The sequence below is a fragment of the Brachyspira catarrhinii genome (assembly GCF_005518285.1).
GTDB classification, from domain to species: domain Bacteria; phylum Spirochaetota; class Brachyspiria; order Brachyspirales; family Brachyspiraceae; genus Brachyspira; species Brachyspira catarrhinii.
Window position 1 is genome coordinate 1 of record NZ_SJDU01000947.1, and the last position, 231, is coordinate 231.

Here is a 231-nt window from a genome sequence, read left to right on the forward strand (position 1 = left end):
AACAGAAGATGAAAATATTAATCTTGGAAGCATTGATACAAGTTTAATAACTGATATGAGTTCTTTATTTAAAGAATCTTCAAGAAAAAAATTTAATGGCATAGAAACTTGGGATACTTCTAATGTAACAGATATGCATGATATATTTTTTAATTGCAGAAAGTTTAATAATGATATATCGAAATGGAATGTATCTAATGTTGAAAATATGAGCTGTATGTTTTTAGGTGC

1 protein-coding gene is annotated in these 231 nt (G+C 25.5%); it reads left to right on the forward strand.

Annotation, left to right across the window (positions count from 1 at the left end):
- On the forward strand, window positions 1-231 hold a 231-nt coding region (locus EZH24_RS13865), incomplete at both ends, for a BspA family leucine-rich repeat surface protein (protein ID WP_137999520.1).